This window comes from Ralstonia sp. Ralssp135, from assembly GCF_047304345.1.
Classification (GTDB): domain Bacteria; phylum Pseudomonadota; class Gammaproteobacteria; order Burkholderiales; family Burkholderiaceae; genus Ralstonia; species Ralstonia chuxiongensis.
Window position 1 is genome coordinate 1 of record NZ_JBGLYZ010000048.1, and the last position, 19,949, is coordinate 19,949.

Below are 19,949 nucleotides of genomic sequence, written 5' to 3' on the forward strand. Positions count from 1 at the left end.
GCACGGTGCAAGATGGACACCTTACCGGCCCAGGGCAAGCGGTAACGGGCAATGTCGCCCAAACCGATGTTCCTGTATACCGGCCTGGCTTTCTTGATGGCTTCTGCCATGGTCAGACCCCAATTGGCTAATCAACAAACAAAACAGCTTTGCACAAATCCGCGAGATTTTAGCGCGCTTTTGTTGCGCAGCGCACCATTAATTCCATGCGACGCGCTCCACTTTTGTGCTTCCTGCCCTCGCCTGCCAGTGGCGTGATACGGGGGCCGATTGTCTTCTCTACACTGCCTTCATGACGCGCAATACGCTGTTGCGCGACGCACAAACCAAGACGCCGCCGAAGTGGCCATGACCCGCACGAATCGGGCCCATCGACGTGTCGTCAATTCAATTCGTTCTGGTAGTAGTGCCGCGTCGTGACGTACAGGCCACGACGGATCTCCACCGGTTTGTCGCCGAACGTATGCGACACGCGCTCCACCGAGAGCAACGGCGATTGAGCCGCCACCGAGAGCAATTCAGCCGTGGTCGCGTCAGCCGCCACTGCACGGATGTGCTCGGTGGCACGCAACATGCGCACGCCGAACTCCGCCTCGAAAAAGGCGTACATCGGCCCCTTCCACTCGGTCAGCTTTTCAGCCGTCAGCCCTTTGAAACTCGCGCCCGGCAGCCAGATTTCTTCCAGCACAGTCGGCTCGCCCGAAAAGAACAGGATGCGGCGAATCTGCACGACGCTATCGCCGGCCTTGAGTTCGAGCAAGCGGGCGATCTCAGCCGGGGCGCGCATGCGCTTGCACTCCAGCACACGGCTGCTCGGATAGTGCTGTTCGCCCTGCTCCGGCATCAGACGCAAAAACCGGAACTGCACGCCTTCTTCGTAGTGCGTGGTAACGAAGGTGCCCTTGCCCTGGCGCCGCGCGACCAGGTTTTCGGCCGCCAGTTCGTCGATCGCCTTGCGCACGGTCCCCTGGCTGACCTTGTAGCGGGCCGCCAATTCCATCTCGCTGGGGATCATCTCGCCCGGCTTCCATTCGCCGGCCTGCAGGCTTTGCAGGATCAGCGTCTTGATCTGCTGATACAACGGGCTAAAGGTGGGAGAGCCGCCCGCGCCGCCCGAAGAAGCGGACGATGCGCCGCCTTCGCCGCCCGGGGGTGGCATCGCAGCGGATAGAGGGCTGGGTGTGCTCGACATAACTGGCGATTTCACCACAAAAGCGACAAAGGCGTCCAGCCCGTTTATAGAATGTCTTATGTCTTATATAAGACAGAAGATTCATTGACTTTACAGCGAGGCCGGACCTACACTCGCGCCTGCTCCGGGCGACGGCCCCCACGACACGCCACAACGGCTCAAAGGTCAATTGCAGTGTGTTTCCACATCGTCATGCGGACGCAGTAAACTGCGAGGCTCTTGCCGTTTCTGAGCCGACCGCCCACGAGGCGCCGACCGTTGCCGGCAATGCCTGCGAGGCTGCACCGACATCCTGCCGGGATGCGCGCCGCGCGCAGTGCGATCCGCTTTCACTACCGTTTGGAGAGTTCTCATGGCAAAAGCACCCATGCGCGTCGCAGTGACCGGCGCTGCTGGACAGATCGGTTACGCCCTGCTGTTCCGCATCGCCGCCGGCGAAATGCTGGGCAAGGATCAACCCGTCATCCTGCAGCTGCTGGAAATCCCCGATGAGAAGGCCCAGAAGGCGCTCAAGGGCGTGATGATGGAGATCGAAGACTGCGCATTCCCGCTGCTGGCTGGCATGGAAGCGCATTCCGACCCGATGACCGCATTCAAGGACGCCGACGTGGCACTGCTGGTGGGCGCCCGCCCCCGTGGCCCGGGCATGGAACGTGCGGACCTGCTGTCGGCCAATGCCCAGATCTTCACGGCACAAGGCAAGGCACTGAACGCCGTAGCCTCGCGCAACGTCAAGGTGCTGGTCGTCGGCAACCCGGCCAACACGAACGCCTACATCGCCATGAAGTCGGCATCGGACCTGCCGCGTGAGAACTTCACCGCCATGCTGCGCCTGGACCATAACCGCGCCCTGTCGCAGATCGCCGCAAAGACTGGCAAGCCGGTGTCGAGCATCGAAAAGCTGTTCGTGTGGGGCAACCACAGCCCGACGATGTACGCCGACTACCGCTACGCCACGATCGACGGCAAGAGCGTCAAGGACATGATCAACGACCCGGTGTGGAACAACGACGTGTTCCTGCCGACCGTTGGCAAGCGCGGCGCCGCCATCATCGAAGCGCGCGGCCTGTCGTCGGCTGCTTCGGCTGCCAACGCCGCCATCGACCACGTGCGTGACTGGGTGCTCGGCACCAACGGCAAGATTGTCACGATGGGCATCCCGTCAAACGGCGAATACGGCATTCCGAAGGACGTGATGTTCGGCTTCCCGGTCACCACCGAAAACGGCAAGTACAAGATCGTCGAAGGCCTGGAAATCGACGAGTACAGCCAAGGCAAGATCAAGATCACGCTCGACGAGCTGGAAGGCGAGCGTGCGGGCGTGCAGCATCTGCTGTAATCCGCATGATCTAAGAAAGAACCGGAGCGGATCGGCAGCGAACCCTCCGGTTTTTTTTACACCTGCATTTTGATCAAGACATAGGCGTGACAAGCGCCGCCCAACCGATACAACCCGTGCACCCCACCGAGGTTTTGTTCCAGGACGATGCGCTGCCGGCCCAATTGCCGGTCTGCGACCACTACGCGGGCGCAGAAAAACTGATGCGCAAGTCGCTCGCTCTGCAACAAGCCCTTGGCCCTGTTTTCGACATCACGTTTGACTGCGAAGACGGTGCCTCCGTCGGCCAGGAACGCGCACATGCCGAACTGGCCGCCGCGCTCATCAACAGCGACGACAACCGTTTCAACCGCGTTGGCGTGCGCATCCACGATCCGAACCACGATGCGTGGACGCAAGACGTCGACATCCTTGTTGGCCTTGCCGGCCGCCGCCTCGCCTACGTGACCGTGCCCAAGGTACGTGACGTGGTGGAAGTGGCGCGCGTGACCGATCGCATCAACCAAGCTGCCAAGGTTGCGGGCATTGCGCGGCACCTGCCGATCCACGTGTTGATCGAAACGCATGGCGCGCTCGCGCAGGTGTTCGACATCGCGTCGCTGGTGCAGGTGGAGTGCCTGAGCTTTGGGCTGATGGATTTTGTTTCGGCGCACAACGGTGCGATTCCGGGCGCGGCGATGGGCTCGCCCGAGCAGTTCGAGCATCCGCTGATCCGCCGCGCGCTGACCGATATTTCCGCCGCATGCCACGCCCACGGCAAAGTGCCGTCGCACAACGTCAGCACTGACATCAAACACCCGGACCGCGCGGGCGCCGATGCTGCGCGTGCCCGCAACGAGTTCGGTTATCTGCGCAAGTGGAGCATCCATCCGGACCAGATCACGCCGATCGTTTCGGCTTTCCGCCCATCGCACGAAGAAGTGACACTCGCGAGCGCCATTCTTGCTGCGGCGCAGGACGCCTCGTGGGGACCAATCCAGCATGAAGGCCGGCTGCATGACCGCGCGAGCTATCGCTATTGGTGGGCCGTGCTGCAACGGGCGCACACCACGGGCGTGGAGATGCCGGCCGACGCCGTCGCGCGCTTCTTCGCGTGACGGGCATAGAAAGGAGATTCACCATGACGACGAACACCCAAGCCAGCGCAGGAGCGCGCTTCCGCCAGGCGCTGGTTGAAGAATCGCCGCTGCAGGTGGTCGGCACCATCAATGCAAACCACGCGCTGCTGGCCAAGCGCGCCGGCTATCGCGCGATCTATCTGTCGGGCGGCGGCGTGGCAGCGGGCTCGCTGGGCTTGCCGGATCTCGGCATATCAGGCCTGGACGACGTTTTGACCGACGTGCGCCGCATCACCGATGTGTGCGACGTACCGCTACTGGTAGACGTCGACACGGGCTTCGGCGCTTCGGCATTCAACGTGGCGCGCACGACCAAGTCGCTCATCAAGTTTGGCGCTGCGGCCATGCATATCGAAGACCAAGTCGGCGCCAAGCGCTGCGGCCATCGTCCCAATAAGGAGATCGTCTCGAAGGACGAGATGGTCGATCGCATCAAGGCCGCCGTCGATGCCCGTACTGACGCCAGCTTTGTCGTCATGGCCCGCACCGATGCCCTGGCCGTCGAAGGCTTTGACCGCGCCCTCGAACGTGCCGTGGCCTGCGTGGAAGCCGGCGCCGACGCGATCTTTCCCGAGGCGATGACGGAACTGTCGATGTACCGCAAGTTTGCCGACGCGGTGAAGGTGCCGGTGCTGGCCAACATCACCGAATTTGGGCAGACGCCGCTCTTCACACGCGATGAGCTGGCCACCGCAGGCGTGTCGATGATCCTGTATCCGCTGTCGGCATTCCGCGCGATGAACAAGGCCGCCGAGAATGTCTACGCCGCCATTCGCCGCGATGGCACGCAGCAGAATGTTGTCGACACCATGCAGACGCGCATGGAGCTGTACGACAGCATTGGTTACCACGATTACGAAGCCAAGCTGGACGCGCTGTTCGCACAGAATCGCGGTTGAGCCGGGCCAAGATCCACACCAACGCAAACAAGGAGAACGGAAGGCAAAACTGCGGGGGCAAGCTGCCCGGGAACAACCCGAAAAACGGCGCTGGCGCAAGCACGACACCCCCTTTTGGCGGAGCGGTCGGGCAAGCATGTAACAGAACGTTGGGCGCAGCGTCCAAATCGGTCAAAATACCGGCCGGTGTGCGAAATGCCGTGGCGTTCCGTGGCCTGGCAGCCGCCTCCCCCACTCTGTCTTACCGAAGGAAACCCTATGAACAAATTCATCGTGGGCGCCTGTGCTGGCGTTCTTTCGCTGGCTGCATCGCAATATGCAGCCGCTCAGGCCCCAGAGAAGCCGGCTGCCAAGAAGGCTCCGGCAAAGAAGACTTGGACCAAGAAGCATGCCGCCAAGAAGGCCGCGCCTGTTGCTGCCGTCAAGCCGGAAGGCGTCGAATGGAAGTGCGAGCTTGGCAACGAGATGTACCTCAAGGGCGACATGGCGCGCGATCAGATCATTACGATGTACTGGAAGGGCAAGAACTACCTGCTGCCGCGCCAGATGACCCGCACGGGCGCCGACCGTTACTTCGATCAGAAGACCGGGATGGATCTGGTGGTGATCCCTGCCAAGGCCATGCTGTTCGACCGCAACGAAGGCCACCGTCTGGCCGATGAGTGCCAGACCGCCGAAATGGCTGCCGGCGCACCGGCCCCGACGCAAGCGGGCGCCCTGCGCGCTCCGGCCGGCCTGCCGCTGATGGCGCCGGACAGCCCGCCCCCCGCTCCGGCCCCTGCGCCGGGCGCAGCCCAACCGGCCCAGCAATAACGCGATATCGCGCAAAAGGCCTACAGGAGCCGCCCATGTCCGCACCGGTTGCGAACATCCGCACGAATCTGGACAAGGTCATCGTCGACGATGTGACCTTGTCTGGATGCGCCGGGCTCCGTGGGCCTTTTGTGTCTGGGACCGTCCTGTCAGATGGCACGACGGGCACGACGGCTCCAGGCACGCCCCTCTTCGGCCGCAAGGCAATCGAAGATCACCAAGATGCCATCGCCCGCGGTCAGCGCACCAATGTGCTGCGCATGAACATTGCCCGCGTGGAAGACCAGCCTTTCACCACGAATGACCACGATGCCAAGAAGCGTCCGATCGCCCATGGCATCACCGCCCGCATCAACGGCGGCAAGACGTTCAGCGGGGTCGTGGCGGATTACCCGACCGGTCAGAAGCCAGGCCGGTCAACGCGTTTGTCGGTTTGTACGTGATTGATTTTGTCGATTTGATGTATCCGCAAGGGGCGCCCCGGCACCCCGCGCAATCCTCAAGCCTTGGAGTCATGCCATGCCCCACAATCTGAAAAAAACACTCAAGGAATTTAAGATCAACGGCGGCCAGACCGGCAAGTTCCACTCCCTGCCGCAACTGGGCAAGGAACTGGGCGTGGCGATCGAGCGCCTGCCGGTGTCGATCCGCATCGTGCTGGAGTCCGTGCTGCGCAACTGCGACGGCAAGAAGGTGACCGAAGAGCACGTTGCGCAACTGGCCAACTGGAAGCCCAACGCCGAGCGCGTTGATGAAATCCCGTTCGTGGTTGCCCGCGTGGTGCTGCAGGACTTTACGGGCGTGCCGCTGCTGGCTGACCTGGCCGCCATGCGCAACGTGGCCGAGCGCATGGGCAAGAACCCCAAGAAGATCGAGCCTCTGGTGCCGGTCGACTTGGTGGTGGACCACTCGGTGCAGATCGACCACTTCCGCGAGAAGAAGGCGCTGGACCTGAACATGAAGCTGGAATTCTCGCGCAACAACGAGCGCTACCAGTTCATGAAGTGGGGCATGCAGGCGTTCGACACGTTTGGCGTGGTGCAGCCGGGCTTCGGCATCGTCCACCAGGTCAACCTGGAATACCTGGCGCGCGGCGTCCATAAGAAGGGCGGCGTCTACTACCCGGATACGCTGGTCGGCACCGACAGCCACACCACCATGATCAACGGTATTGGCGTGGTGGGCTGGGGCGTGGGCGGCATCGAGGCCGAGGCCGGCATGCTGGGCCAGCCGGTGTATTTCCTGACGCCGGACGTCGTGGGCGTTGAGCTGAAGGGGCGCCTGCGCGAAGGCTGCACGGCCACCGACCTGGTGCTCACGATTACCGAAATGCTGCGCAAGGAGAAGGTCGTCGGCAAGTTCGTCGAGTTCTTCGGCGAAGGCACGGCCAGCCTGTCGCTGCCGGACCGCGCCACGATCGGCAACATGGCTCCGGAATACGGCGCCACGATGGGCTTCTTCCCGGTGGACGACAAGACCATCGATTATTTCAAGGGCACGGGCCGCACGAAGGAAGAAATCGCCGCGTTCGAAGGCTACTTCAAGGCGCAAAAGCTGTTTGGCGTGCCGAAGGCCGGCGAAATCGACTACACCAAAACGCTGACGCTGGATCTGGCCACGGTGGCCCCGTCGCTGGCTGGCCCGAAGCGCCCGCAAGACCGTATCGAAATCGGCAACGTGAAGTCGACGTTCTCGTCGCTGTTCTCGAAGCCGGTCGCGGAAAACGGTTTCAACAAGAAATCGGAAGACCTCGACAAGACCTTCACGACCACCAACGGCGTCGACGTGAAGAGCGGCGACGTGCTGATCGCAGCCATCACCTCTTGCACGAACACCTCGAATCCGAGCGTGCTGCTGGCGGCGGGCCTGCTGGCCAAGAAGGCTGTCGAAGCGGGCCTGGAGGTCGCGCCGCACATCAAGACGTCGCTCGCCCCGGGAAGCCGTGTGGTGACGAAGTATCTGGAAGCCGCCGGCCTTCTGCCGTACCTGGAGAAGCTGGGCTTTGGCGTAACGGCATACGGCTGCACGACCTGTATCGGCAACGCCGGCGATCTGACGCCGGAACTCAACGAAGCCATCGTGAAGAACGACATCGTTGCTGCCGCCGTGCTGTCGGGCAACCGCAACTTTGAAGCGCGCATTCACCCGAACATCCGCGCCAACTTCCTGGCCTCGCCGCCGCTGGTCGTCGCTTACGCAATCGCCGGCAACGTGACGCGCGACCTGATGACCGAGCCGGTCGGCAAGGGCAAGAACGGCAAGGACGTGTATCTGGGCGACATTTGGCCGACCTCGGACGAGATCGCCAAGCTGATGAAGTTCGCGATGAACGCCGACACGTTCCGCACGAACTACGAACAGGTCAAGAAGCCGTCCAAGCTGTGGGCCAACGTCAAGGGCACGAAGGGCCAGGTCTACGACTGGCCGAAGTCGACGTACATCGCCGAGCCGCCGTTCTTCGAAGGCTTCGGTATGACGCCGGCTGCTGCCTCGGCATCGGTCAAGGGCGCGCGCGCGCTGGGGGTGTTTGGCGATTCCGTGACGACCGACCACATCTCCCCGGCCGGGTCGATCAAGGAAACTTCGCCGGCCGGCAAGTACCTGCTGGCCAACGGCGTGCTCAAGGCCGATTTCAACAGCTACGGCTCCCGCCGCGGCAACCATGAAGTGATGATGCGCGGCACGTTCGCCAACGTGCGCATCAAGAACCTGATGATCCCGGCCAAGGCTGACGGTTCGCGCGTGGAAGGCGGCGAAACGCTGTTCCAGCCAAGCGGCGAACAAATGTCGATCTACGACGCTGCCATGAAGTACATCGCCGAAGGCACGCCGACGGTCGTGTTCGGTGGCGAAGAGTACGGCACGGGCAGCTCGCGCGACTGGGCCGCTAAGGGCACGCAGCTGCTGGGCGTGAAGGCCGTGATCGCACGCAGTTTCGAGCGTATTCACCGTTCGAACCTGGTCGGCATGGGCGTACTTCCGCTGCAATTCAAGGACAACGACTCGGCCCAATCGCTCGGCATCGTGGGCGACGAGACCTTCGACATCGAAGGCCTGGACGGCGAAATCAAGCCGCAACAGGATGTCACCCTTGTGATCCACCGCGCAGACGGCGAGACCGCCCGTGCACAGGTGCTGCTGCGCATCGACACGCCGATCGAAGTCGACTACTACAAGCACGGCGGTATCCTGCCGTTCGTGCTGCGTCAGCTGCTGGCGGCTTAAGCTTCACGCCATTACGCTGCGTTAGTGCAGGACTGAAACCGGCTCTTCGGAGCCGGTTTTTTTTATTGCCTGCCGAATCAAACAAGGTGACGATGCTCCAATCAGGGAGCAGGCTTTGGTACAGTGTGCCGAATAGGCCGCGTGATGTGCTCGCCCTGGTGGTGTCGAAATTGCCGTCCGCCCTCGCCTGGTCGTCTCATTGCTGGAGTCCCGCACCCATGGCCCAAGTGGTACTAGCTTTCATCGTCGTGGCGGCTGCCGTTTTCTACATCTTGGTCAAGGCACCGCAGACCGACGCCCAGACCTCAGCCGCCGCTGTAGCAGCTGCGCCTGTGCCCCCGCCACCGCCGTTGGCTGCTTCCGAGCCGGTTGCCGCGACGCGCACGGCACCAGCCAGCGCGCCGGCCGCATCAGAACCCACAACGGCTTCCATACCTGCGGCCGCAAGCAGCGTGGCAGCGGGAGCATCGGCGCCTGCGGCCAAGCCTTAACGTTTTCGCCTATGCGTTTCGTAATAGGCGTCGCGCAGCAGCGTACAAGGGTAAAATAACGCCCCTTTCATTGTTCCAACGACCGGTACGGCACAGCATGGCAGGATTCCGCTCCAAGGCTCCCCAACGTCTTTCCCCCGATGCAGAACGGCTGGTGGCCGATGCGCTGGCGCTCGACGCGTCAGGCAGCCGCATCGAAGACGTCTATTGGGAACAAAGGCTGTCCGAACGTCTTTCCCGGCTGCTCAAGAACGGCAGCCAGACCGCGCTCGACGCCGCGTTAGACCATCTTTTCAAACACAACGAGGAAGCTTCCGACGTGCTGGCCGAACAGGCCGAGACACTGGCCGAATCGGCCATCCTCAGCTCGGGCGGCGTCGAATATGACGCGTTGCTGATTGCAGCGCCCATCCTGGCACACACGCGCTACATGATCCCGTCGGGCACGATCAAGCCCGAGATGGCGCAGACGCTACAGGTGCACCTGCAGGCCCACGTGATGGCTTCAAACGCCCGCGTGGCGCTCGCGCCGTATCTGTACAGCATCGACCAGCTGCCGCGCACCCATTCCGACACCTTTGCGCTCACGCACAAGCTGGCGGCCTATGCGCTGTCGGGCCAGCCGGCAAAGGTCGAATTGCGCGATATGCCCGAGACGGCACCGATCCTGGCCGATCCGCGCTACTTGGTGGCGATCGTCGTCGCACAACACGGCCAGGCGCTGTTCCGCTGGCAGGAAGACGCCAAGGAGCACCACGCAGAGCGCTCCGCCTGCCTGGAGCAATGGCGCGAGCAAGTCACGCCGACCATCTCAACACTGATGCCTGGCTGCGAGTTCGACCTGCTGCTGCCCGACGCATTCTTCCTGTCCTGCCGCGAGTCCGACAAGCAGATCCGCCCGCTGACCGTCCGCGCTGCTGTCAACTACCTGCAGGGCGCGCTCGATATGCCGGCCAACCGGTTCGGCGCCATCATCGGCGCATTCGGCGAAGAGCAGATCGAGGAATATCGCGTAGCGTTCACGGTGCGCGGCGAGAAAGAACTCATCTACGGCATCGTCTGGCCCGTGTACGGCCGCGATGGTGGAGCCACGGATGTCACCGCGGAAGGCGAACCGGGCAGTCCGCTCGAGCAGATCTGCGACGAGTTGCGCGCCTGCGGCATCGAAGACATCTTCCGCCACGGCCAGCTCTTCGAGCCGGAGTACTGCGAAGATTGCGGCGCCCCGCTCTACGCAGACCGCGCGGCCGAAATCGTCCACGCAGAAATGCCGGAAGACGCGCCGACACAGCAGCCGCTGTTCCACTGATCGGCAACGCACGTTATCAAAGCCACCTCCGGGTGGCTTTTTTATTGCTCCGCCATCGTTCATATTGATTGTCGGTTTGCGTCGCACGTGCCCGGCCGGGCTGCGGCACAATGACGATCTTCCGCCACATGCATCATTGCCCGAACCCCAGGAGCCCCCCGATGACAACCCGTCCCCTCTTGTGTGTTCCCATCCGCGCCCTGATCCGCAACCTTGCCGCTTGCGCGCTGGCTGCGGCTGCCGCAATACCGTTCGCCGCGCAAGCCGACGACCTGCGCATCGGCCTGTCCGCCGACGTCACTTCGATGGACCCGCAATGGAACAACGCCGGCCCCAATAACGCCATGGCGCTGCACATCTTCGAGTCGCTGGTCTTCCTCGACAAGAACGGCCGCTACACGCCCGGCCTGGCGACCTCGTGGAAACCTGTCGATGCCAACACGTGGGAGATCAAGCTGCGCCCCAACGTGAAGTGGAGCGACGGCACGCCGTTCACCGGCGAAGACGTGAAGGCATCGATCGAGCGTCCGGCGCGGCTGACCAATAGCCCGGGCCCGTTCACCAGCTATACCAAGTCAATTACCGACGTACAGATCGTCGATCCGCTCACAGTGCGGCTGAAGTTGTCGACGCCCAATTACGCGAGCATCCCGAACGATCTGAACAGCCTGCCCATCATCCCGAAGAAAGTGGCCAACGCGGCGCAGGCAGACTTTGATGCGGGCCGCACCATGATCGGCACGGGACCGTTCCTGTTCGACCACTTCACGCGCGGGCAGGAAATCGTGTTGAAGAAGAACCCGCACTATTGGGGCCGCGTGCCGCAGTGGGACAAGGTGACCTTCAAGATCATCACCGACAATGCCGCGCGCACGGCCGCGCTGCTTTCGGGCGATGTGGATGTCGTCGAGGCCGTACCGGCTGCGGACGTCCCGCGCATCAAGCAGGACCCGAGGTTCCACCTCGAACAGCAGGTGTCGTGGCGCACGATTTTCTGGCAGATGGACCAGAGCCGCGATGTGTCGCCGTTCGTGACTGACAAGTCTGGCAAGCCGCTGGCCAAGAACCCGCTCAAGGACCACCGCGTGCGTGAGGCTATCGCACTGGCCATCAACCGCGATGCCATCGTCAGCCGCGTGCTTGAGGGCCAGGGCGTAGTGGCATCGAGCATCGTGTCGCCGCAGATCTTCGGGCATCCGGGCGGCAAGCCAATTGCCTATGACCCGGCTCGTGCGAAAAAACTGCTTGCCGAGGCGGGCTATCCGGACGGCTTCGGACTCACGCTGCACGCCACCAACAACCGCTATCTGAATGATGCGCAGGTCGCGCAAACCACCGCACAGCTGCTCACGCGCATCGGCATTCAGACGAAGGTGGAAACGCTGCCGGTGGCGGCGTATTTCTCGCGCGCGCGTCAGGGCGAGTTCTCGTTCATGATGCTCGGCTGGGGCTCGGTGGCGGCCGATGTGGCGCTGCGCAGCATCCTCGGCACGCCCAACCCGCAAACCGGCTACGGCTCGTGGAACTGGGGCCGCTACAGCAATCCGGAACTGGACAAACTGGTGCAGACATCGCTGTCGACGGTCTCGAGCGAACAGGCACACGAGCAGGCCGCCAAGATCGCGGCGCGCTTTGCGCAGACCGACTACGCGATCATCCCGTCGCATCACCAACTGGCCACGTGGGCCATGCGCAAGGGCATCCGCTACGAGGCGCGCACCGACGAATGGTCGCTCGCGTGGTTGTTCACCAAGCAATGATGATCACTTGGTAACCAACACCTTGCCGTAACGCACTGTTACAGCAAATCCGCCGGATGTGCCGCGTTGGGGACGCATTGGGGTAACTAGCAGGAACTTTCATCCTTAGCTTTCCTCTATCATGGCGATTTCCACGCCGACACCCTGTAACTCGTGATGTTGCGACCCAAACTACTTTGTCTCGGCGTCGTCGCTTTGCTGGCCGCCTGCTCCAACCTGCAGACTGAACCGACCGATGGGTCGACCCAGGCCACCAACGCCACGCCGACCATCCCCGCCGCGCCAGCCAAGCCGGCCACTCAGCCCGTCCCGACCACGCCGCCCATCGTCTTCGACGCGACCAATAGCAGCGGCACCACGACGGTCAATCTGCCCTCCAAGGACAAGATGAGCTTGTCCGAATACCGCGCACAAACCCGTGACCGCCTGATTCAATCGGAAGGGGCCCGCCCCGACGTGGCCGACTGCGCTGCGCATGCGAGCTGGATCATCCCGCGCTCAACCAATTTCGACCAGTTCCGCCTGCCAACCGGCGCGCTCTCCAACGACCAAGCCAAGGTCGAACCGTGGGACTCCCGCTTCTCGTCCAGCAAGCAAGGCGCGATCAAGGTGTCCAGCGTGGTCAGCTTCAATGCCGCCGTGCACAAGCGCGGCACGGGCAATGACCAATGGGAGCCAGTGCGCGTGCGCTGCGGGTATGACGAAGGGATGATGCTGGCGTATGAGCTGCTCGACGCCAATGGCCAGCCGTTCGCCGCGCCAGCCGCTGCACCTTCGTCGTCGAAAGCGCGTACGCACTGCCGCCGCGGACATCGCTGCACGACCAGTGCGGCGGCACACGGCAAGAGCGCGGCCAAGGGCAAGGCCTCGACGAAAGCGACGGCCAAGTCCGCCAAGGGCAGCAGCACGGCCAAGACAAAGTCGACGACCGCAAGCAAATCGACGGCCAAAAAGACGACGAAGAAGTCGTCCTCCAACTAAGCGCAGCGCGCCGCCCACACAGGCGGCGCAGCGCTTATCTTCAGCCGAGATACTCCAGGATCGCCTGCAGCATGGCCGCGCCCAACGCGGCGCTGCGGGCGCCGTCCCAGCCCGCGCGTGCATCGGGCAGGTTGGCGTTGTCCTTGAACGGCATTTCCAGCGTCAACGACAGGCACCCATAGGTGTGGCCGACGTACTTGGAAGCGAGCTTCAGCGCGTCTTCGTGGTACTTGCTGGCCTCGTAGCCGTATCGCGTCTGGAAATCCGGTGACGCGCGCAGGAAAGCTGCGACAAAGCGGTCCTGATCAGCACGCTGCGCATCGGTAAAGCCCGGCAGCATTTCACTGCCCGCCACGAACACATAAGGCAGCGCCTCATCGCCATGGATGTCGAAGAAGAGGTCGACGCCGGTCTGCTCGATGGCCTGACGCACAGCCAGCACTTCGGGACTGCGCTGGGCGTCGGGCTCCATCCACTCGCGATTCAGGTTGGCGCCGGCCGCGTTGGTGCGCAGATTGCCCAGCGACGAGCCGTCCGGGTTCATGTTCGGCACGATATGGAAGACGGCGCGCTCGGCAAGCACACGGCCGATCGGATCGCCGCTCCAGGCATCTTGACGCGTCAGACGCGCAAGCAGGCCCTCAACGAACCACTCGGCCATCGTCTCGCCCGGATGCTGACGCGCGATGATCCACACGTTCTTCTTGCCGCGGCCAGGTTCGCCGACGGTGATGCTGGTCATGTCACGGCCCTGCACCGTTTGTCCCAAGCGTTGCGTGCGCACACCCGGCTTCGTTTGCGCGGCGGCCACGAGCGAGAGGTGGCGCTCATCCGAGTACGGCTCGAAGTATGCAAACCAGATGCTGTCATGCTCGGGGGTCACCTCGATGGTCATCATCTTGCCGTCATAGCGTGTCGGCACACGAAACCAGTGCTCGCGGTCGTACGAGGCGACGGCACGGTAGTCTTTCCAGCCGGCGGCGTAGGTGCATTCACCGGCGTTTTCCAGCGCGAGTTTGCAGGTTTGGCCCTGCACGCCTTGCAGCCGGAAGTGGAACCACTGCATGAAGTCTGCGTGCGAATCGCGGCGAATGCGCAGGCGAATGGCATCGGCGCGTGCGGCATCGACGATTTCGATGGCGCCGCTGTCGAACGCGCTGGAGATGTGCGGCTGAGTGGCTGTCATGTCGGATCCTGTCATCAGGTGAGCTTGCGCCGGAAGACCCAGCGCTCGTCGTCGGAATCGGCAGCGACAAAGGCATAGCCGTCGACATCGAACGCCTTGAGCTTGCGCGGATCGGTGATCCGGTGCTCGATCGCGTAGCGCGCCATCAGACCGCGTGCACGCTTTGCGTAGAACGAGATGATCTTGTACTGCCCGTTCTTCCAGTCTTCAAAAACCGGTGTGACGATGCGCGCCTTGAGCACTTTGGGCCGCACCACCTTGAAATATTCTTCAGAAGCAAGATTCACGAGCACGGGGTCGTCGTCCTGCTTGAAGAGCTTGTTGAGTGCGAGCGTCACGTCGTCGCCCCAGAAGGCGTACAAATCCTTGCCGCGCGGATTGGCCAGGCGCGTGCCCATTTCCAGGCGATACGGCTGCATCCAGTCGAGCGGGCGCAACACGCCGTACAGCCCCGACAAAATCCGCAGATGCTTCTGCGCGAACTGCAGATCGTCGACCGCCAGCGAATTGGCGTCGAGCCCGCCGTAGACATCGCCGTCGAAAGCCAGCGCGGCCTGCTTGCTGTTCTCGGCGGTGAATTCGGACGACCAATCCGCATAGCGCGTGGCATTGAGCGCCGCCAACGGGTCGGAAATGTGCATCAGCGTGCCGATCTGGGCTGGCGACAGCTTGCGAAGCACTTCAATGAGTTCTGCGGAGCGCGCGATGAAATCGGGCAGCGTGTGGGTCTTGGTGCGCGGCGGTGTGTCGTAGTCGAGCGACTTGGCCGGCGAGAGGACGATGATCATGTCAGAATCGCGGTTCACAAGTCTGGAATTGTATCGAATGGCAGACGCTGCCGCCCTCGCCCACTCCACCCAGGCTCTGGCCCCGCGCGTGGTGCTGGACTCCAACATCTGGGTCGACATCCTGATCTTCGACGATGCGGTTGCGCGACCGATCCGCGCTGCGCTTGATGCCGGCCGGCTGGACGCCATCATCAGCCCCGCCTGCCGCGAAGAACTGCGCCGCGTGCTGGATTACCCGCAATTCGCGCATTACGCCGTCGACGCGCAAGCCGCTCTGGCGTGGGTCGATCGCGTGACACGGTCCGTTGCCGATCCTGAAGAAGCCGCCCGCACGCAAGGCGAAGCGTTCGTCCCGCGATGCAAGGATCGCGACGACCAGAAATTTCTCGCGCTGGCCGATGCCGCCGGCGTTGCCTATCTCGTTTCCAAGGACCGCGCCGTGCTCAAGCTCAAGCGACGCATGGCCAAGTATTGCGACGTGGCGGTGCTGCCGCCCAAGCAGTTCGTCGCGCTGGTCCAGTTGGAAACCGCTGCCCTCGCTGCCACCCCAAATCAAGCCTGAAGCCGTCTTGTCATGACCACTGTTGAATCGCTCGCGCCCATCGCGCCGCCGCCCTCGCGGTTACCGAATGTCGGCACTACCATCTTCACCGTGATGTCGGCGCTGGCCGTGGAAAAGCAGGCCGTCAACCTGGGCCAGGGCTTCCCGGATTTCGATTGCGACCCGCGCATCGTCGATGCGGTGTCCGATGCCATGCGCGCGGGCCTGAACCAATACCCACCGATGACGGGCGTACCCGCACTGCGCCAGGCCATTGCCGCGAAGATCGCCAATCTGTACGGTCACACTTACGATGCCGACCGCGAGATCACCGTCACCGCCGGCGCCACGCAGGCGCTGCTGACCACGGTGCTGTGCTGCGTGCATCCGGGCGATGAAGTCATCGTCTTCGAGCCGACGTACGACAGCTACATCCCGTCGATTGAACTGGCGGGTGGCAAGGTGGTGCCGATCACGCTGAACGCGCCGGACTTCCGCATCCCGTTCGACACGCTCGCAGCGGCCATCACGCCGCGCACGCGCCTGATCATGCTCAACACGCCGCATAACCCGACCGGCACGGTCTGGCATGCGGACGACATGCAAAAGCTGGCCGAGATCCTGGCGCCCACCAACGTGCTGCTGCTCTCGGACGAGGTGTACGAGCACATGGTGTACGACGGCGTGCAGCATGCGTCCGTCGCGCGCATTCCGGAGCTGGCGCGGCGCGCCTTCGTGGTGTCGAGCTTCGGCAAGACGTATCACGTGACGGGCTGGAAGGTCGGCTACGTGGCCGCGCCTGCCGCGCTCATGGCGGAGTTCCGCAAGGTGCACCAGTTCAACGTGTTCACCGTCAACACGCCAATGCAGCACGGCCTGGCGAACTACATGGCGGATCCGCGTCCGTATCTGGAGCTGCCGTCGTTCTACCAGCACAAGCGCGACTTGTTCCGCGCGGGGTTGGAGAAGACGCGCTTCAAGCTGCTGCCCTGCCAGGGCACGTACTTCCAGTGCGTCGACTACAGCGCCATCTCCGATCTGCCCGAGGCCGAGTTCGCCAAGTGGCTCACGGGCGAGATTGGCGTGGCGGCGATTCCCGTATCGGCGTTTTACTCGCAGCCGCACGAATCGGGCGTGGTGCGCTTTTGCTTTGCCAAGAAAGACGAAACGCTCCAAGTTGCCCTGGAGCGTTTGTCGAAGGTGTAAGAAAGTTACGCAGGAGCCGATCAGCGCTTGCTGGCGTAGTGCGCCAGCATCTGTTCCAGATTGGCCTTGCTGTCCGCCCGCACCTTCTGCACGTTGGGGTTCTCGGCCATCTTGGCCAGGTAAGGCTTGACGCCCTCGACCTGCGCCAGCAGGTCTTCACCGTAGATGATCTTGGTGGCCTGGCTGACCAGCGGGAAATGCACAATGGCCGCGCAGTCCGCAATGGTGAACGTGTCACCCGCCACATACGGCGAGAACTTGAACAGCTTGGCCGCCGCCGGGATGTTCTTCTGCAGTTGTTCGCGCACCTTCACTTTCAGGTTGTCGCTGATCTTGCCGCCGAAGAACGCTTCGGGAAACAGCTGGCGCGCGACCAGCTCCAGGTGCAGCTCCAGAAACGCCACAATTTCCCGCACCTTGGCCGCCTTGAACGGATCGGCTGGAATCAGCGGATGTTGCGGGTAGCGCGCTTCCAGATAATCGATGATGACCTGCGATTCGCACATTCCACCGTCCTCACCCACCAGATACGGCACCTTGTGCAGCGGCGAAACCTCACCGTCGGTCTGGTCCGGCCAGCGCAGCGATTCCTCAAACGCAATTCCCTTTTCCATCAGCGCGAGCTTGACCTTGTTGTAGTAGTTGCTCGCAGAAAAACCGTATAGCGTCAGCATGAAGCCGTCTCCTTGGTAATTTGGCCGTCCGTTATGGTCGGTGCGGATGCCAGAAATCGCACGCTCGTGCTATTTTAGCCAGACTTCTTTCGATCGCAGCGGATTTCATATGCAGACTATCGGGATTGTGGGCACGGGCGCCATGGGGCGCGGTATTGCGCAGATCGCGGCCCAGGCCGGTTTGCGCGTCAAACTGTTCGACGCCAACCCGCAAGCCGTGGAAACGGCGCGCACGGCGCTGGCCGACACGCTGGCCAAGCTGGCCGCCAAGGGCAAGCTCACAGCGGATGACGCCGACGCCACAATCGCCCGACTGACTCCGGCAGGCGCCCTGACCGACCTGGCCGACTGCGATCTTGTGGTCGAGGCCATCGTCGAGAAGCTGGACGTCAAACGCGACCTCTTCCGTCAGCTCGAAAACATCGTCCGCGCAGATGCCATCCTGGCGTCGAATACATCGTCGCTGTCGATCACCGCGATTGCCGCGACATGCAAGCACCCCGAACGCGTCGCAGGCTTTCACTTCTTCAACCCGGTGCCGCTGATGAAGGTGGTCGAAGTCATCGACGGCCTGCGCAGCGCGCCCGCTACCGGTGACGCCCTGGCCGCACTGGCCAAGCGCATGGGCCACACCGCCGTGCGCTGCATCGACATGCCGGGCTTCATCGTCAACCACGCCGGGCGCGGCATGAACACCGAGGGCCTGCGCGTGGCCCAGGAAAGTGTGGCGGCGTATGCGGACATCGATGCCATCATGCGCGAGCAGGCCGGCTTCCGCATGGGGCCGTTCGAGTTGATGGACCTGACAGGGCTGGATGTCTCGCATCCGGTGATGGAATCGGTCTACCGCCAGTTCTACGACGAGCCACGCTATCGTCCGTCGCAAATCACGGCGGTGCGCTTTGCGGGCGGCATTCTGGGCCGCAAGACGGGCGAAGGGTTCTACCGCTATCCGGAAGGACAGAAGCAAGTCCCCGCTGAGACGCCTGCACCTTCTGCGCGTCCATCTTCGGTGTGGATCAGCCGCGCGCATGACGCCGGCCACGCCGCAGCGCAGCGCCTGTTGCTTGATCTGGGCATCACGCCCGAAGCCGGTTCCAAACCGTCCGCCGATGCGCTGATCATCGTCACGCCGCGCGGCCTGGATGCCACGGCCTGCGTGGCCGCCGAAGGGCTCGACGCACGCCGCACCGTGGCGCTCGACACGCTCTATCCGTTTGCCGCCACCAAGCGCCGCACGCTGATGACCACACCCGCCACAGATGCGGCCTACCGCGATGCCGCACACGGCTTGCTCGCGTCCGACGGGGTGCCCGTCACGGTGATCCGGGACTCGGGCGGCTTTGTCGCGCAGCGCATCGTCGCATGCATCGTCAACATCGCGTGCGACATCGCACAGCAGCGCATTGCTACGCCCACGGACATCGATCTCGCCGTCACTCTGGGTCTCGGTTATCCGCAAGGGCCATTGGCACTCGGCAATACGCTGGGCACGAACGCCATCCTGGAAGTCCTGCAAAACCTCTACACGCTCTATGGCGACCCGCGTTATCGCCCGAGCCCGTGGCTGCTGCGCCGCGCCCGTCTGGGCATGTCGCTGCTCACGCCTGATGCCTGATTGCTGCTTACTCTGACGAGGCCGCCATGACCGCGCAATTGCTCTCCAAACGCATCGGCTCGACGCTGGTGCTGACGCTGTCCAACCCAGACGCACGCAACGCGCTGGACCCGGTGATGTACACCGCGTCGATGGAAGCGCTCGACCGCGCCGCCAACGACAACGAGATCCGCGCTGTCATCTTCACGGGCGCAGGCAATGCCTTCTGTGCGGGCGGCAACCTGAACCGCCTGCTGGAAAACCGGAGCAAACCGAGAAGCGTTCAGGAAGAAGGCATCGACGCGCTCAACCACTGGATCGAGACGATCCGCACGTTTCCCAAGCCGGTGATTGCCGCAGTGGAAGGCCCGGCAGCCGGCGCAGGTTTCTCGCTGGTGCTGGCGTGCGACTTTGCCATTGCCGCATCGGATGCGAAGTTCGTGATGGCGTACGTGAACGTGGCACTCACGCCGGACGGCGGTGGCTCGTGGCACATCGCGCGCTTCCTGCCGCGCCCGCTGGCGAGCGAAATCATCATGCTCGGCAAGCCCGTTGGCGCGGAGCGGCTGGCGCACTTCGGCCTCATCAACGAAGTGGTCAAACCCGGCGAGGCGCTGGACCATGCTTTGGCACTGGCGGAAAAACTCGCAGCGCAATCACCGCATGCCGTGGGCCGCATCAAGGGCCTGATCACCCACGCCGAAGACGCCTCGCTGCACGATCACCTCAAGGCCGAGCAGCACAGCTTTGTCGAAGCGCTGCACCACGCCGACGGCAACGAAGGCATCTCGGCGTTCCTGCAAAAGCGCAAACCTCAATACCGCTAATTT

At 63.0% G+C, this 19,949-nt stretch carries 18 protein-coding genes and 1 pseudogene; 14 read left to right on the forward strand and 5 right to left on the reverse strand.

Features of this window, described 5'->3' with window-relative positions; translation table 11 throughout:
• Both ACCD03_RS22815 and ACCD03_RS22820 read right to left on the reverse strand, forming a co-directional pair.
• Nucleotides 1-110, reverse strand: a pseudogene (locus ACCD03_RS22815) (succinate dehydrogenase, cytochrome b556 subunit); the annotation flags it as partial.
• 272 nt (nucleotides 111-382) lie between these two features.
• Nucleotides 383-1,192, reverse strand: a complete 810-nt coding sequence (locus ACCD03_RS22820; protein ID WP_253537544.1) for a GntR family transcriptional regulator — start codon at nucleotides 1,190-1,192, stop codon at nucleotides 383-385.
• A 352-nt stretch (nucleotides 1,193-1,544) separates the two neighbouring features.
• On the opposite strand from ACCD03_RS22820, the gene ACCD03_RS22825 reads away from it, so the two are divergent.
• From ACCD03_RS22825 to ACCD03_RS22870, 10 genes are all read left to right on the forward strand, one after another.
• Complete coding sequence (locus ACCD03_RS22825) at nucleotides 1,545-2,531, forward strand: malate dehydrogenase (protein ID WP_253537547.1); 987 nt, start codon at nucleotides 1,545-1,547, stop codon at nucleotides 2,529-2,531.
• Between the two features lie 116 nt (nucleotides 2,532-2,647).
• On the forward strand, nucleotides 2,648-3,628 hold the full coding sequence (locus tag ACCD03_RS22830; RefSeq protein WP_413412967.1) for an HpcH/HpaI aldolase/citrate lyase family protein: 981 nt from the start codon (nucleotides 2,648-2,650) through the stop codon (nucleotides 3,626-3,628).
• Nucleotides 3,629-3,651: 23 nt separating this feature from the next.
• Nucleotides 3,652-4,548, forward strand: coding sequence for a methylisocitrate lyase (prpB, locus tag ACCD03_RS22835; protein ID WP_253537553.1), 897 nt, complete (start codon nucleotides 3,652-3,654; stop codon nucleotides 4,546-4,548).
• A 258-nt stretch (nucleotides 4,549-4,806) separates the two neighbouring features.
• Nucleotides 4,807-5,361, forward strand: coding sequence for a hypothetical protein (locus tag ACCD03_RS22840; RefSeq protein WP_253537556.1), 555 nt, complete (start codon nucleotides 4,807-4,809; stop codon nucleotides 5,359-5,361).
• 35 nt (nucleotides 5,362-5,396) lie between these two features.
• Nucleotides 5,397-5,804, forward strand: coding sequence for a 2-methylcitrate dehydratase (locus ACCD03_RS22845; RefSeq protein ID WP_045206233.1), 408 nt, complete (start codon nucleotides 5,397-5,399; stop codon nucleotides 5,802-5,804).
• A 76-nt stretch (nucleotides 5,805-5,880) separates the two neighbouring features.
• Nucleotides 5,881-8,586 carry an aconitate hydratase AcnA gene (gene acnA / locus ACCD03_RS22850; RefSeq protein ID WP_413412968.1) on the forward strand — a complete coding sequence of 902 codons (2,706 nt, stop codon included), beginning with the start codon at nucleotides 5,881-5,883 and terminating at the stop codon, nucleotides 8,584-8,586.
• Nucleotides 8,587-8,804: 218 nt separating this feature from the next.
• Nucleotides 8,805-9,077, forward strand: coding sequence for a hypothetical protein (locus ACCD03_RS22855; protein ID WP_413412969.1), 273 nt, complete (start codon nucleotides 8,805-8,807; stop codon nucleotides 9,075-9,077).
• Between the two features lie 97 nt (nucleotides 9,078-9,174).
• On the forward strand, nucleotides 9,175-10,386 hold the full coding sequence (locus tag ACCD03_RS22860; RefSeq protein WP_045206230.1) for a DUF2863 family protein: 1,212 nt from the start codon (nucleotides 9,175-9,177) through the stop codon (nucleotides 10,384-10,386).
• A gap of 161 nt (nucleotides 10,387-10,547) precedes the next feature.
• Nucleotides 10,548-12,146, forward strand: coding sequence for an ABC transporter substrate-binding protein (locus ACCD03_RS22865; RefSeq protein ID WP_253537565.1), 1,599 nt, complete (start codon nucleotides 10,548-10,550; stop codon nucleotides 12,144-12,146).
• 156 nt (nucleotides 12,147-12,302) lie between these two features.
• A complete protein-coding gene (locus tag ACCD03_RS22870) occupies nucleotides 12,303-13,127 on the forward strand; it encodes a BspC domain-containing protein (RefSeq protein ID WP_253537568.1) in 825 nt (274 codons plus the stop codon).
• A gap of 40 nt (nucleotides 13,128-13,167) precedes the next feature.
• Here ACCD03_RS22870 and ACCD03_RS22875 read toward each other — a convergent pair whose 3' ends face one another.
• Nucleotides 13,168-14,313, reverse strand: a complete 1,146-nt coding sequence (locus ACCD03_RS22875; RefSeq protein WP_413412970.1) for a M14-type cytosolic carboxypeptidase — start codon at nucleotides 14,311-14,313, stop codon at nucleotides 13,168-13,170.
• Between the two features lie 14 nt (nucleotides 14,314-14,327).
• The gene (gene yaaA / locus ACCD03_RS22880) at nucleotides 14,328-15,101 is read right to left on the reverse strand and encodes a peroxide stress protein YaaA (RefSeq protein WP_253537574.1); all 774 of its coding nucleotides are present in this window, start codon (nucleotides 15,099-15,101) and stop codon (nucleotides 14,328-14,330) included.
• A gap of 37 nt (nucleotides 15,102-15,138) precedes the next feature.
• Between yaaA and ACCD03_RS22885 the strand changes: the two genes are divergently transcribed.
• Both ACCD03_RS22885 and ACCD03_RS22890 read left to right on the forward strand, forming a co-directional pair.
• Nucleotides 15,139-15,663: a putative toxin-antitoxin system toxin component, PIN family gene (locus tag ACCD03_RS22885; RefSeq protein ID WP_253537577.1), complete on the forward strand. Its 525-nt coding sequence runs from the start codon at nucleotides 15,139-15,141 to the stop codon at nucleotides 15,661-15,663.
• A 12-nt stretch (nucleotides 15,664-15,675) separates the two neighbouring features.
• Nucleotides 15,676-16,848: a pyridoxal phosphate-dependent aminotransferase gene (locus ACCD03_RS22890; RefSeq protein ID WP_325651583.1), complete on the forward strand. Its 1,173-nt coding sequence runs from the start codon at nucleotides 15,676-15,678 to the stop codon at nucleotides 16,846-16,848.
• A gap of 20 nt (nucleotides 16,849-16,868) precedes the next feature.
• Here ACCD03_RS22890 and ACCD03_RS22895 read toward each other — a convergent pair whose 3' ends face one another.
• The gene (locus tag ACCD03_RS22895) at nucleotides 16,869-17,522 is read right to left on the reverse strand and encodes a glutathione S-transferase (RefSeq protein ID WP_325651585.1); all 654 of its coding nucleotides are present in this window, start codon (nucleotides 17,520-17,522) and stop codon (nucleotides 16,869-16,871) included.
• Nucleotides 17,523-17,568: 46 nt separating this feature from the next.
• On the opposite strand from ACCD03_RS22895, the gene ACCD03_RS22900 reads away from it, so the two are divergent.
• Together ACCD03_RS22900 and ACCD03_RS22905 are read left to right on the forward strand one after the other, a co-directional pair.
• Entirely contained in the window at nucleotides 17,569-19,140 is a 1,572-nt protein-coding gene (locus ACCD03_RS22900; RefSeq protein ID WP_413412971.1) for a 3-hydroxyacyl-CoA dehydrogenase, read from the forward strand.
• A gap of 26 nt (nucleotides 19,141-19,166) precedes the next feature.
• A complete protein-coding gene (locus tag ACCD03_RS22905) occupies nucleotides 19,167-19,946 on the forward strand; it encodes an oxepin-CoA hydrolase, alternative type (protein WP_325651587.1) in 780 nt (259 codons plus the stop codon).
• Nucleotides 19,947-19,949: the final 3 nt, after the last annotated feature.

Bases quoted from the DNA above. Each gene is read 5' to 3' on its own strand.
- ACCD03_RS22820 (WP_253537544.1), bottom strand. From the start codon at position 1,192: ATGTCGAGCACACCCAGCCCTCTATCCGCTGCGATGCCACCCCCGGGC.
- ACCD03_RS22825 (WP_253537547.1), top strand. From the start codon at position 1,545: ATGGCAAAAGCACCCATGCGCGTCGCAGTGACCGGCGCTGCTGGACAG.
- prpB (WP_253537553.1), top strand. From the start codon at position 3,652: ATGACGACGAACACCCAAGCCAGCGCAGGAGCGCGCTTCCGCCAGGCG.
- ACCD03_RS22840 (WP_253537556.1), top strand. From the start codon at position 4,807: ATGAACAAATTCATCGTGGGCGCCTGTGCTGGCGTTCTTTCGCTGGCT.
- ACCD03_RS22845 (WP_045206233.1), top strand. From the start codon at position 5,397: ATGTCCGCACCGGTTGCGAACATCCGCACGAATCTGGACAAGGTCATC.
- acnA (WP_413412968.1), top strand. From the start codon at position 5,881: ATGCCCCACAATCTGAAAAAAACACTCAAGGAATTTAAGATCAACGGC.
- ACCD03_RS22855 (WP_413412969.1), top strand. From the start codon at position 8,805: ATGGCCCAAGTGGTACTAGCTTTCATCGTCGTGGCGGCTGCCGTTTTC.
- ACCD03_RS22860 (WP_045206230.1), top strand. From the start codon at position 9,175: ATGGCAGGATTCCGCTCCAAGGCTCCCCAACGTCTTTCCCCCGATGCA.
- ACCD03_RS22865 (WP_253537565.1), top strand. From the start codon at position 10,548: ATGACAACCCGTCCCCTCTTGTGTGTTCCCATCCGCGCCCTGATCCGC.
- ACCD03_RS22870 (WP_253537568.1), top strand. From the start codon at position 12,303: ATGTTGCGACCCAAACTACTTTGTCTCGGCGTCGTCGCTTTGCTGGCC.
- ACCD03_RS22875 (WP_413412970.1), bottom strand. From the start codon at position 14,313: ATGACAGCCACTCAGCCGCACATCTCCAGCGCGTTCGACAGCGGCGCC.
- yaaA (WP_253537574.1), bottom strand. From the start codon at position 15,101: ATGATCATCGTCCTCTCGCCGGCCAAGTCGCTCGACTACGACACACCG.
- ACCD03_RS22885 (WP_253537577.1), top strand. From the start codon at position 15,139: ATGGCAGACGCTGCCGCCCTCGCCCACTCCACCCAGGCTCTGGCCCCG.
- ACCD03_RS22890 (WP_325651583.1), top strand. From the start codon at position 15,676: ATGACCACTGTTGAATCGCTCGCGCCCATCGCGCCGCCGCCCTCGCGG.
- ACCD03_RS22895 (WP_325651585.1), bottom strand. From the start codon at position 17,522: ATGCTGACGCTATACGGTTTTTCTGCGAGCAACTACTACAACAAGGTC.
- ACCD03_RS22900 (WP_413412971.1), top strand. From the start codon at position 17,569: ATGCCAGAAATCGCACGCTCGTGCTATTTTAGCCAGACTTCTTTCGAT.
- ACCD03_RS22905 (WP_325651587.1), top strand. From the start codon at position 19,167: ATGACCGCGCAATTGCTCTCCAAACGCATCGGCTCGACGCTGGTGCTG.